Annotated in this window: 10 protein-coding genes; 6 read left to right on the top strand and 4 right to left on the bottom strand. The window is 60.5% G+C overall.

Going from position 1 to position 12,663, the window contains the following annotated elements:
• Window positions 1-3 precede the first annotated feature (3 nt).
• A complete protein-coding gene (locus EI293_RS04060; RefSeq protein ID WP_170170230.1) occupies window positions 4-765 on the bottom strand; it encodes a hypothetical protein in 762 nt (253 codons plus the stop codon).
• 204 nt (window positions 766-969) lie between these two features.
• Here EI293_RS04060 and EI293_RS04055 point away from each other — a divergent pair, with 204 nt between their 5' ends.
• Entirely contained in the window at window positions 970-2,526 is a 1,557-nt protein-coding gene (locus EI293_RS04055) for a hypothetical protein (protein WP_125435856.1), read from the top strand.
• Window positions 2,527-2,595: 69 nt separating this feature from the next.
• Here the strand turns inward: EI293_RS04055 and EI293_RS04050 are convergent, their stop codons facing one another.
• Complete coding sequence (locus tag EI293_RS04050) at window positions 2,596-2,943, bottom strand: hypothetical protein (RefSeq protein ID WP_125435855.1); 348 nt, start codon at window positions 2,941-2,943, stop codon at window positions 2,596-2,598.
• 196 nt (window positions 2,944-3,139) lie between these two features.
• Here EI293_RS04050 and EI293_RS04045 point away from each other — a divergent pair, with 196 nt between their 5' ends.
• Window positions 3,140-3,556, top strand: coding sequence for a DUF6799 domain-containing protein (locus EI293_RS04045; RefSeq protein WP_125435854.1), 417 nt, complete (start codon window positions 3,140-3,142; stop codon window positions 3,554-3,556).
• 9 nt (window positions 3,557-3,565) lie between these two features.
• On the opposite strand, the gene EI293_RS04040 is transcribed toward EI293_RS04045, so the two are convergent.
• Window positions 3,566-5,590: a WG repeat-containing protein gene (locus tag EI293_RS04040; protein ID WP_125435853.1), complete on the bottom strand. Its 2,025-nt coding sequence runs from the start codon at window positions 5,588-5,590 to the stop codon at window positions 3,566-3,568.
• A gap of 158 nt (window positions 5,591-5,748) precedes the next feature.
• Here EI293_RS04040 and EI293_RS04035 point away from each other — a divergent pair, with 158 nt between their 5' ends.
• Window positions 5,749-6,150: a hypothetical protein gene (locus EI293_RS04035; protein WP_125435852.1), complete on the top strand. Its 402-nt coding sequence runs from the start codon at window positions 5,749-5,751 to the stop codon at window positions 6,148-6,150.
• 178 nt (window positions 6,151-6,328) lie between these two features.
• Window positions 6,329-7,342, top strand: coding sequence for a hypothetical protein (locus EI293_RS04030; RefSeq protein WP_125435851.1), 1,014 nt, complete (start codon window positions 6,329-6,331; stop codon window positions 7,340-7,342).
• A 44-nt stretch (window positions 7,343-7,386) separates the two neighbouring features.
• Here the strand turns inward: EI293_RS04030 and EI293_RS04025 are convergent, their stop codons facing one another.
• Window positions 7,387-7,776 carry an RlpA-like double-psi beta-barrel domain-containing protein gene (locus tag EI293_RS04025; protein WP_170170229.1) on the bottom strand — a complete coding sequence of 130 codons (390 nt, stop codon included), beginning with the start codon at window positions 7,774-7,776 and terminating at the stop codon, window positions 7,387-7,389.
• A gap of 593 nt (window positions 7,777-8,369) precedes the next feature.
• Between EI293_RS04025 and EI293_RS04020 the strand changes: the two genes are divergently transcribed.
• On the top strand, window positions 8,370-9,569 hold the full coding sequence (locus EI293_RS04020; RefSeq protein ID WP_125435849.1) for an SMP-30/gluconolactonase/LRE family protein: 1,200 nt from the start codon (window positions 8,370-8,372) through the stop codon (window positions 9,567-9,569).
• Window positions 9,570-9,806: 237 nt separating this feature from the next.
• Complete coding sequence (locus EI293_RS04015; RefSeq protein WP_125435848.1) at window positions 9,807-12,656, top strand: 2-oxoglutarate dehydrogenase E1 component; 2,850 nt, start codon at window positions 9,807-9,809, stop codon at window positions 12,654-12,656.
• Window positions 12,657-12,663: the final 7 nt, after the last annotated feature.

Genomic DNA, 12,663 nt, shown 5'->3' with positions numbered 1-12,663 from the left:
GGATTATCGGGTGCGGGAGTTGAAGCCGAACAGCAGACTGAACCGGGCTCCACCATCACCGGGTACCACCGCGAAATTGACCGGGAAGTTGATGCCGTTGCTGCGGAAGGAAGTGCCCACCGCCAGCGCAATGTGCGCCCCGGCCGGCGACACGTTCGGCCCCAGCCCAAACTCCAGGCCCTTCGGCCCCCGGATACCAATCAGTGCGTTCAGGCTGGGCAGGAACTTACCCTGCTCCAGCCCCCCGATAAGCGGCACGATTTCCAGCAGCCCGGAAGTGCCGTTGGGCATCCGGAAAATGCGGGTTTCAAACTGCCAGCCAAACTGCGTCAGGAACGGATTAACGCCCAGTTCCCGGTCAGCTTTGGTAGCCACACCGCCTGCCAGTACCGTAATGCCCAGGCGGGGGCCGTTGAGGTGAATGTCCTCGTAGGCCGGAGGCTCGTCGCCCGGTACCAGGCTGCCCGTGGCCGGCATGGCCGCCGCCGGTGCTGCCGTGGAAGCCGATGCCGGCCGCGCCGACAACATGCTGGCTCCCAGCAGTTCTTTGGTGCCATTGGCGTAACGAATCATGAACACATCATACCGGCGGATGGTAATCATCGGGCCGTCGGGGTTATCGGTACGCTTGTAGCGTACATCGGTGGGCGTAATTTCCAGCACCTTCACCTGCAGCTCTTCGCCGGTGGTTTTGGTGAGCAAATCCTGCGCGTGTGCCCCAACGCTCAGCAGCAGTAGTATCAGGAGTAAAAACAGACGTGGCATAATGAACAGAAACAGGGGTGAGGAGTATGTCCCGAATGTTGCCTGTTTATTGATTGAACCCTAACCAACTCTTGCAAGCCTCAGACTAATTGTCTGGGGTTTTGTGAGAGGTAAATAACTGGTAATTAAATAATTGTGTTTAATTGATCAGACTTGTCAGACTCGGGATTTGGGTTCTGCAAACCGGGCCTCTATATTACCGGTATGGATGATTTGCGTACCACGCTCAGCACATTTTCCCCGGATGACCGCAAGGAATTTCGGCAGTTCATTCAGCGGCAGCGGCGCAAGCAGAAGGGCCGCATGGATGTGCGCCTCTGCGACCTGCTGCTACACCAGAAAGAGTATGCTACTGAGGAGCTGCTGGCCCGCCTCTATCCCGAGGAGCCCAACGCCGTGGCCTACTATGCCCTGCGCAAGCGGCTCATGCGCCACCTCACCGATTTTCTGCTGCTGCGCCAGCGCCAGCAGGACCCTACAGCGGCTTCTTCGGTGCGCGGCTTGCTCACGCTGGCCCAATACCTGTTTGAGGTAGGCGTGGGCCGGCTGGCCTGGAATATGTTGCGCAAAGCCGAAAAGCTGGCCCAGCAGAATGAGCAGTATGAACTGCTCAATACGGTGTACAACCTCCAGATTGCCCGTGCCGGCAGTCAGCACGCCGACGACCTGCTGGACATCATCCGCCGCCGCCACCTTAACAAAAAAGCTGCCGACGAGGAAGAGCGTGCCAATATTGCCGACAGCCTCATCCGGCAGCGCCTGCGCGAGGCCCGCGTGAAGGGCCGGGCCGGCGAGTCGTTTGATGGGATTCTGCAGGAAGTATTGCGGGAGTATGATCTGCAGGAAGCCTTTGCCCGGCGGCCGGCGCTGCTCTACCGGCTCATGTCGCTGGCCCGGGCGGCTATGTTGGTGCGCCGCGACTACCTCACGTTTGCGCCCTTCGTGATGCGCTGCTACCACCTGATGGAAAAGCGCCACGGCTTTCAGCCCGCCCACCGCGAGGCTCAGTTGGGCTTGCTCTACATGATTGCCCACGCCCTGTACCGCACCCGCCGGTTTACTGAGTCGGTGGAGTATCTGGAGCTGCTGCGGGTGCTGCTGGAGGAAGGGCCGCGGCTGCGTGGGGTGGCTTTCCGGGGCCGCTACACGTTTTTGCTGGCCGCCAACTACGCCTTTCTGCGGCGCAATGCCGACAGTATCCGGCTGCTGGAAGAAGTGCTGAAAACCGTGCTGCCGCCCCGCGAGCAGCTCACGGCCCGCCTGGGGCTGGGCTTCCACTACTTCGCCGAAGGACAGTTTCAGAAAGCCAATCAGGTGCTGCTGGCCATTGGCCGCACAGATCATTGGTGCGAGCAGGAAATGGGCGTGGAATGGGTGCTCAACCGCAACATGGGCGAAATGCTGATTCAGCTGGAGCTGGGCAACCACGACCTGGCCCAGAACCGCCTGCGAGCCATTGAGCGCCTGATCAAGGAACGCTTCGGCAACGACGGCGGCGGTTATGCGGCCGTGCTGGGCTACCTGCAGCTGGTGCGCGACATCATTGAGGACCCATCGGTGGTGAAATCGGCTGGGTTTGCGGCGCGGTCTAGCACGCTGCCCTCGTTTGTCCCGCTGGAACAGGAAGATTTGCAGGCGTTGAGCTTTTACAGCTGGCTCTATGCCCGCGTGCAGGGCCGCCCCTACTACAGCGTACTGCTGGAGCTGGCGGGCGTTTCGGAACCGGAGCCGGCCAAAGTTCCGGTGAAAGTATCGGCATAGAAAAAGCCCGAACCAGTACTTGGTTCGGGCTTTTCAGGAATAGCGCACCGGCTTAAGGCCGGTAGCTACTTAGTTTTTCAGCTCAGCTTTGGCGTCGCCGGCAGCTTTTTCGGTAGCGGCGGCGGCGTTGGCGGCGGCTTCTTTGGTTTCGGCGGCGGCTTTGTCGGCGGCTACTTCCGTTTTGGCAGCGGCATTTTCAGCCGTGTTTTCGATGGCCTGGCCGGCATTTTCGGCAGCGGCTTCAGTGGTGTTGGCGGCGTTGGTGGCTTCGGCAGCGGCAGCATCACCGGCGTTTTCGGCGGCAGCTTCGGTATTGGCGGCAGCGGCGTCGGCGTTTTCTTTGCCCTCCTGGGTGCAGGAAGTAGCGGAGAAGGCAACGGCGGCGGCAACGAACAGGGATTTGAAGATGGTTTTCATGGCAAATTTTTAAAAGACGAAAGTGATGACCTGCCCGGCAGATACCGGCCGGTCGAAGCTTAATAGGCCACTGCCGGGAAGGTAACCCGCCGGCCCTCGTAGAATTTTGGCTGGCCTCTGCCGCTGAACCCGCGCTCCGGCTGCGCGTAAGCAAGCGGCCCATCGGCTTCGGCTTTCAGTTTGTTTTCCTGCTTTTATGCGCTTGCTCACTCATCTGTTTTTTCTCCTGTTGCTGTTTCGTAGCGCATCGGTTTTCGCCCAGGCCAACGACGGCTTTCAGCGGCGCGACGGTACGATGTACGTGGTACGCAACGGCGAAATCCGGCCCATGCCCCACGATGTGCATCTACCCAACGGCCGCCTTATCACCCGCGACGGATTTGTGGTGCAGCGCGACGGCCGCCGCACCGAGCTGCGCGATGGGCAGGCCTGTACGCTGCTTGGGGAGGCTACCACAGTCAGCCGCGCCCCTAATGGCCGCCTGCAACTGGCCGGGGCGGCGCCGGTGCCCGCAACGCGCTACCAAGGCACGGAACCGCAGGGCTGGGAGAAATGGCTGCGCGGCCGGGGCAAGGCGAAAGGCAAGCACAAGCGCAAAAAGCACGGCGACTAGCGCCCGGTCTTATTCCTTTACTTCCGCGCCGGTGCGGTCAATGAAAAAGGTGCGGCCTTGCTGCACTACCCGGGCTCGGCCCTGGGCATCAAAATCGGTAGCACTGGTGTAGCGGCCGAACGGAGCGGTTCCGGCGGTGGTGTCAGCCAGGTAGTCGGGGCTGATGAAGGTGAACTGCCCTTTGGTTTTCACTCGGGCCAGTTCCTGCTCAAACGAGTAGGCTTCCTGAAAAATAACCGGGTCGGTAGGTTCCTCGGGGCCGCTGATGTAGTGCCAGCCCCGGTAGTCGAGCACGGCAGCCCGGCCTTCCGTGAAGTTGCGGGCGGCGAAATAATAGGTGCTGAATTCTTCGCCCTGCTCCGTGAGGAAAGTGTAGAGCCCGCCCACCCTGGCCCGGGCGTAGCCGTCGGCATACGGATACAGCGCGTCGTAGGCCGGCTTGACTACTTCCTGACCATCAATCTGCACAAACCCGAATACGCCCTCCTGCTCCACCACGCTGCGGCCTTCCCGAAATTCCCCGATGCTGGTGTAGCGGGCGGGTAGCAGCGTATCACCATTGGCCGCCAAGAGCCCAACCCGGCCCTGCTGTTCAAACGTGGTGGGGGCATCCTGCCTGCTGCAGCGCGCAACGGCTACCGCCAGTACCAACGCGGCCGTGCCGCCCGTCACGTAACCTGACCATTTGGGCAGCGCCGGTAGCCGGTTGAGGTGTGGGCTCTGCTGAATGCGGGCTTGTTGCTGCGCTACCCACCGCTGGGCCACGGGCCACCATCGCGCCCAGGTTCCGCCCAAAGACTGCCGGGCACTGGCCGGCCGGCCGAACTGGGCGCGTTGAGCAGATTCGTTGGCGGAGGAAGAGGGGGCTTCGTCAGGAGCCGGGGCGGCAGCTGCGGTGGCAATTGGCAAACCGGCTGATGGAAGCGGCATAGCTGGCGGCAGCGGGGATGCCGCCGCAGTCGGGGCCGATGGGGGTGAGGTAACCGGCGAATTGGCCAGCCGCTCGATCAGGTTTTCGAGTTGCTGAATTTTGGCTCCCAACTCCTGATTACGCGTTTCCAGGTCCGTACGATAGGTTTGCACCGAGGTTTCCAGTACCTGCTTCTCCCTTTTTTCGGCGGCTAGCTGAGCCTGTAAGTCGGGGGCTTCCGGTGCTACCGGTGCGGCCGTGAGCTGCTGCTGCAGCTGGGCAATGCGCTGCTCCCGCTCGGTTTCCCGGTCTTCGAGGGCCCGAAGCTGCTGCTGCATATCCTGCTGCAGCTGGGCCCGCAGGTTTTCCAGCTCCTCCTTTTCCCTATTGCGGGCATCCAGGTCAATTTCATAGCCGGTTGAAGTGCGGTCCAGGTCGGCCATGTCTTCCGCCCCCAGCCACCGCCAGAGCTGCCCGGCTTTTTGCCGCAACAGGTTGTTGGCCGTACCCGGCGGCGGCGTAGCCGTCGAAGCCGTGGACTCGGCATCGAGCCCCAACAAGGCGGGGAGCTGCTCCAGTTCGGCTTCGGTCAGGTCAATTTCGGGAGTAGCCAGCTGGGCCAGGCGGCGGGTAAAGCGGCTGGGGTCGGGCAGCAGGTGAAATGTAGAAGCGGAGGGAACGGCCGCCATGCGGGCCTCTACCCCAGGGCCAAACTGCACCGGTGCTCCAAATAGTACTAACCCCGTGATAAACTGCAGATTAGCCGCCTCCGGGGGTAGCTGCTCTGCCAGCCACCTCGCCAAGGAAGTGCGTTGCTGCTCAAACCGCACGAACGGATTGAGGGCTTCGTCGGGAAGCTCCAGCACGGCCCCATCCAGATACCAGGCATCCTGCCGTAGGTCCGGAATGTGCAGTTCTCCGCCGCCGGGCACCAGCTGCACAATGGTAAGGCTGCGTGGCCGCAGCAGTACCGCATCAATAGCGGGGGCCCCGGCCAGGCTCAGGTTGCCGAGTAGTAGCGTAAACGGAGTGCCGGGCTCGGCGGTGAGGGCCGCCGCAACGGCTTCAAATTGCTGCTGGCGGGTGGGGGAGGCAAAGGGAGCGGTAAGGTAGGTGTGCAACATAAGCGGGCGGCGGGGGCCGCAACTTTCCGGCCAAACAGGGCCGCCGGGGGTGTACGCAGAAGTGGATAGCAGGATGTGCCAACTTTTCCGGGTTGTGGTAAGTATAGCCTTTTGCGCGTTTGCGTAACCTCCTTTCGCCTCTTCTTTTGTACCTGCTCATGGATTCTACTGCCCCCACGCCCCAAAATCAAATTCTGCCTACCGTTCCGCTGGAGGTAACTGATCAGCAGAATTCGGCCCTGCTCGACGATACGTTGACCCTGCTCAACTCCGGAGCCCCCGATAGTAACAGCCAGCACGGCCTCACTGAAATTGAGCGGTGGACGGAAGTGCTACGTGCCTCCGAGCGGCCGGGCCTGGCTAAAATCATCCAGGAGCTAAAAACCCTGCACCAGCAGCTGTCGGCCACTGATACCCAGTCGCATGACCTGGCCGAAACGCTGGCTTCCCTGGGCAACGAAACATCCAAGGTGGCCGAAGAAACAATTGGTGACTATGGTGCGCCGTTGGCGCGCCTGGGCAAGCTGCTCATCAAACTTGGCTCGTCGTTGTCGCGCTAACTGCTGGTTGCGTCATCAAACACAGCGCGCCCTGACCAGCTAAAGTGGTCAGGGCGCGCTGTGTTTTGGCAGGAGGCCAGGGGCCGGTAAGGTCGGCTTCGGCCGGCTGTTTTCAGGCCGAAGCTGCGCCGCCGTCGGTGCGGTCCGTACTTTTGCCTGCCTAACGCTCCGTTTTATCATGTCCGAATTTCAGCCGCTCGCCCCGCTTGCTCTCTACGACCCGTTCGAAAACATGCGCTTCAGTATGCGGAGCTGTTTCCTATGCGGCACGCCCACCTCACCCCCGCAGGATACGGTGCCGGTGTTTGCCGAGTGGCTGATGACGCGCTACGGCCTGCACGAGCGGCAGATCAAGCTGTTGGATATGAGCATTGCCGCTTATCAGGACCTACGGATTGCCTGCTGCCCCAGCTGCCGGACTCAGCACGTGGAGCCGCTGGAGGCGCGGGTGGAACTGGCTTCCCGGGCCGGCACGCGCGGCTTCCGCGACCTGGATGAGCAGACGCTGTTCCTGTGGCTGGGCAAAATGTTCTACGGTGTGCTGGTCACGGAGCTACTGACGGAAATGGATCCGCTGGCTAAACCGCAATATCCCCTGGCCGAAAACGCCCAGCTGCTTCGTCGGTTCCAGGCGTTCTACCAGCCGCTGCAAGCCTTACGGGTGCCTATGGAGTTTGAGGATTTCGTGGCCGGCTCCGTGTTCGTGCTGGAAACCGACCCCGCCCAGGATGATATGCCCTTCGAGTACGATGATGACCTGAGCACCATTGCCTTCAGCATCAAGCTCAACGAAACCGTGCTGGTGGCCTGTCTGGTCGATAATGGCATTATCCGCCAGGCCATGAGCCGGGTGTATCAGGATGCGTACCGGCCGCTGCACCCGGTGCAAGTAGCCGAGTTCAAAGCCCGCGTGTACTACGCCGCCTACCTGCTCAACGTGGTGCCCGACTACTACCCCCGCCCCGTAAAGCCCGGCGACGTGGAAGTGGTCATGGATACGCTCATCGACGATGTGACCGGGGATATTTTCAATCCCTGGGATAACAGCGCCTACGGGCAGTCGTTGCTGGAAATGTGGAAACGGTGGCAGATTCCGCTCACGGAAATTCTGCGCGACCCGGCTGCTCCGCTCACCTTCCTGTATGATGCGGACGGCCAACCCCGATACCTGTCGCAGTATCCGGAGGCCTGAAAGAAGCCGGAAATAAATGCTTGATTACGTGGTAGTCAGCGAGTCTAGCTGGCTTCCCAAACGGGTTCGGGGGCAATTTTGCTGAGCCGGATATCGGACCAGAGGCCTTCGAGGCCATTTTTGCATTCCCGCTCATTCACCAGCACGTCCACGCAATGGCGGTGGCGGCGGTTCATGGTGTCATGGATAATGTAGACGCCATCCAGGGCGTCGGAAATACCGCTCACGCGTACTTTCTCACCGAAGTGGAACGGGCCGCCCCATTTATCGAGCATGTCGCGGGAAACGGCGAGCCAGCGGGTTTTGCTGGAGTGACGAGCCGGGATGATGGAACCATCGGCGGTTTCCATCGGGGCATCATCGGTCTGGCCCACTTCGGGCCAGTAGGTGGTAGCCGTCACGCGGTACGACAACGTTTTAGGAGCCTTTTTCAAGGCAATGACCGGTATGGCGACAGATACCGGACGGGGGCTCAGGCTGGCAACGGTGGAAGGCAAAGCCAGAGCCGGGACAGAAATAGTGCGGGGGGGGAAGAGGAAGGTTAGTAAGAATAACGCAATGGACATGACGTTTGGGTTCGTGGACTCTCGCTTATTGTCCGGAGAGAATGGACAGCCGGCCCGACTCGGCTAGTGGGATAGAGCGCCATCTGCGTTAGCAGACTATTTGAGGCTCTTTTGAGATATAGTCAGCGGCCCGAAAGGCCGAAACAAGCGTGGAAAAGAAGAAATAATAGCTAAATATAGATAAAATAGATAATTAATTGCACTTATAATATGTTGTCATTTTCGAGGGCTCAAAGGTACAGCTTTTTTTTAAATCGACTTTTCGGGTACTTGCTAATCAGATTAGTCGAATAAAAGCGCGTTTTGGCTATAGTCTGGCCGCATACGTAGGTTGGAACCGGGAGGTTGTAGGGTGCGGGTAGCCGGGCAGGAACTATGTGTTTGCCCAGCCGTATGGGCTATATAGGCGGCGCGACTTGCCGTCATTCCTTCTGTGCCGTTCCTCCTCAACCAACTCCCTCATGTCAACTAGTTCCTGGCCCTTCACCTCCGGTCCTTTACGCGCTACCGGCCTGTTGGCCGCCGTGGTGCTCACGCAGGCCTGCTCCTCGCCCTCCACGCCTGCTACCGATGCTACCGGCACGGCCGCCACTACGGATTCCGCCCAGACGGCCGCGCCCGTAGCGCCGGCTAACTCGCCGCTACAAGTAGTGGCCCAGTTCCGGGAGCCGCAGATGGTGGGCGTGGCCGTGCTGCCCGACGGCCGCGTGTTTGCCGACTTCCCCCGCTGGGACAATAACCCCGTAAACCCGATTGCCGAAGTAATGCCCGATGGCTCCGTGAAAGGCTACCCCGACGCCGACTGGTGCGCCTGGAATGAAACCGTGAAAAACGAGCCCCAGAAACACTGGATTTGCCCCCAGAGCGTGCACGCCGACAAAACCGGAATGCTGTGGGTACTCGATCCGGCCTCGCCCGGCATCAAGGGCACCGTGCCCGGCGGCCCCAAGCTGGTGAAGATTGACCCCAAAACTGACAAGGTGGTGCAGAATATCAGCATCCCGGAAAGCGTGGCCTCACGCAAATCATACCTCAACGATGTGCGCATCGACACCCAGAACCAGTACGCCTACATCACAGAGTCGGGCGTGGGCAGCTTGGTGGTCGTGGATCTGAAGTCGGGGAAGGCACGCAAGCTGCTGGCGGGCCACTCGACGATGATGGGCGACACCACGCTCAACATCAAGGCCGACGGCAAGGAACTGCTGGACCCCACCGGCAAGCGCGCTCAGTTCAACGCCGACGGCATTGCTCTGAGCCAGGATATGCAGTATCTGTACTGGAAGCCCCTGACCAGCTACACCCTGTTCCGCATCAAGACGGAAGCCCTGCGCAACCCCGCCCTCACCGATGCCCAACTGGCCGCCCAGATTGAGGACTTGGGCAAAGTACCTGCCTCCGACGGTATGGAAATCGACGCTCAGAACAATCTGTACCTGAGTGCTTTCGAGGATCATTCCATCAAGCGCCGCACGCCAGCCGGCAAAATCGAGACGGTGGTGCAGGACCCGCGCCTGGAGTGGCCCGATACATTTGCCTTCTCCGGCGACGGCAAAACGCTATACGTAACCACCTCGGCCATCCACAAAACGCCCACCTGGAACAAAGGCATTGGCCAGCAGGACCAGCCCTATTACATCTTCAAAATGGCGCTGAAGTAGCACCGCAGCCAGTAGCGCGAACTTTGCAGTTCGCGCTAGTGCTTTACCAAAAGCCGTTCCTGTACTACAGGAGCGGCTTCTGTATTTATTTGATAGATTGGACGTCGGTACTACTGAGAGAAAATCGAATTGAATTATCTGGTTGATTATAAGGTTTATTTGCACATGCGCATATCAGTTTTTACTTCCTGATCAGGCTATTTACCTTTACCCCCTGACACCACCAGCTCCCACCGCATGGACGCCAACTCTTATATCGCCAACGCCCACGGCGACTACCTCGACAACATGTACCAGTCTTACAAAACTGACCCGCAGTCGGTGGATGCGAGCTGGCAGAAATTCTTTGAAGGCTTCGACTTCGCCCAGCAGTACCCCGAAGGCGGTATTCCGCAGGCCGATGGCGAAGGCGTACTGACCACGCCTGCCAGCACCAACCAGGCCGGCGCCATCCGGGCCGTGGACACAGTGGCGGCCGACAAGGAAACGCAGGTGCGCAACCTTATTCACGCCTACCGCAGCCGCGGCCATCTGGTGGCCAAAACCAACCCGGTGCGCGAGAGGAAGGACCGTAAGGCCCGCCTCAGCATTGCCGATTTCGGGCTGAGCGACGCTGACCTCGATACCAAATTCAAGAACGGCGAAGTGCTGGGTTTGGGCACGGAAGCCACGTTGCGCGAGATTGTGGCCGCTTTGCAGAAGGTGTACACCCGCACCATCGGCTTCGAGTACATGTTTATCCGCGACCCGCAGGTGCTCGACTGGTTCCGCGAGAAAGTGGAAAAGGACTCGCTGAGCTTCAACCCCGGCGTGGAGTACAAGAAGCGCATCCTCAAGAAGCTGAACGAGGCCGTAGTATTCGAGAACTTCCTGCATACGAAGTTCCTGGGCCAGAAGCGCTTCTCGCTGGAAGGCGGCGAATCGACTATTCCGGCCCTCGATGCTATTATTAATAAGTCGTCGGAATTGGGCGTGCAGGAGGTGATGATCGGGATGGCCCACCGCGGCCGCCTGAACGTGCTGGCCAACATCATGGGCAAAACCTACGAGCAGATCTTCTCGGAATTCGAGGGGACGGCCGTACCGGACCTGACCATGGGTGACGGCGACGTGAAGTATCACATGGGCTACTCGTCGGAGGTGGAAACGGAGGGTGGCCGCAAGGTGAACCTGAAGCTGGCCCCCAACCCCTCCCACCTGGAGGCCGTGAACCCCGTGGTGGAAGGCTTCGTGCGCGCCAAGATTGAGCACCAGTACGGTGGCGACTACCACCAGATTCTGCCCATCCTCATCCACGGCGACGCGGCTTTGGCCGGCCAGGGCATCGGCTACGAGTTGACCCAGATGTCGTTGCTGGAAGGCTACAAGACGGGCGGCACCATCCACTTCGTCATCAACAATCAGGTGGGCTTCACCACCGATTTTGAGGACGCTCGCTCCTCCATTTACAGCACCGACCTCGCGAAGATTATCGACGCGCCGGTGCTGCACGTAAACGGCGACGACCCCGAGGCCGTGGTGTTTGCCGTGCGCCTCGCCACCGAGTACCGCCAGCAGTTCCACGCCGATATCTTCATTGATATGGTGTGCTACCGCCGCCACGGCCACAACGAGTCGGACGAGCCCAAGTTCACCCAGCCCACGCTCTACAACCTCATCAGCAAGCACCAGAACCCCCGCGAGGTGTACAACGCCATGCTGGTGCAGCGCGGCGACGTGGACGAGCAGCTGGCCCAGCAGATGGACAAGGAGTTCCGCGACACCCTGCAGGCCCGCCTGGATATGGTGAAGCAGAAGCCGCTGCCCTACAACTACCAGGCCCTCGAAAACGAGTGGCGCAGCCTACGTCGCAGCAAGCCCGAGGACTTCGAGAAGTCGCCGGAAACGGGCATCAGCGAGGAAGTGGTGGCCAAAGTAGGCAAGGCCCTGACCACGCTGCCCGAAGGCTTCCGCCCCCTGAAGCAGATTGAAAAGCTGATGGAGGAGCGCAAGAAGATGTTCTTCGAAACGCGCGTGCTGAACTGGGCCGCCGGCGAGCTGCTGGCCTACGGTTCCTTGCTCGACGAGAAGCACATTGTGCGCGTAAGCGGCCAGGACGTGCAGCGCGGCACGTTCTCGCACCGCCACGCCGTCCTGCACGACGCCGAAACCTCGGCCCCGTACAACTCGCTGAACTACATCGGCGAAGGTCAGGAGAAGCTGAGCATCTACAACTCGCTGCTGAGCGAGTACGCGGTGCTGGGTTTTGAATTCGGCTACGCCATGGCCAACCCCACGGCGCTGGTGATTTGGGAAGCCCAGTTCGGCGACTTCGCCAACGGTGCCCAGACCATGATTGACCAGTTCATCGTATCGTCGGAAAGCAAGTGGCAGCGCATGAACGGCGTGGTGCTGCAACTGCCCCACGGCTACGAAGGCCAAGGCCCGGAGCACTCCAACGCCCGCCCCGAGCGGTTCCTGCAGCTGGCTGCCGAGAACAACATCATCGTGGCCAACATGACCACGCCGGCCAACTTCTTCCACGCGCTGCGCCGTCAGCTGACCTGGGAGTTCCGCAAGCCGCTGGTGGTGATGTCGCCGAAGTCGATGCTGCGCCACCCGCTGTGCGTGTCGCCGGTGGAGGAGTTCACCTCTGGCCACTTCCGCGAGGTGCTCGGCGACGTGTACGCCGATGCCAAGAAGGTAAAGCGCGTGCTGCTGTGCTCGGGCAAAGTCTACTTCGATTTGCTAGACGAACAGCAGCAGTCGGGCCGCACCGACGTGGCCATTGTGCGCCTGGAGCAACTGCACCCCTTCCCCAAAAAGCAGCTCGACGCCGAGCTGGCCAAGTACTCCAAAGCCAAGGTGTACTGGGTGCAGGAAGAGCCCGAAAACATGGGTTACTGGAACTACCTGCTGCGCTTCATGCGCCGCGAGCTGGAAGACGTGTATTCGCGCAAGCCTTCGGCCTCGCCGGCTACCGGCTACAACAAGGTGCACGTGAAGGAGCAGAAGGACCTCGTGGCCCGCGCCTTCGACAAGCCCAAGGAAGCCGTGGCCGACGACAACATCAAAGCCACCGCCGAAGTAGCCAAGAAGCAGGACTAGTCCTGTG

This window comes from Hymenobacter perfusus (assembly GCF_003944765.1).
Taxonomy (GTDB): domain Bacteria; phylum Bacteroidota; class Bacteroidia; order Cytophagales; family Hymenobacteraceae; genus Hymenobacter; species Hymenobacter perfusus.
This window is presented reverse-complemented; position numbering and strand designations above follow the sequence as displayed.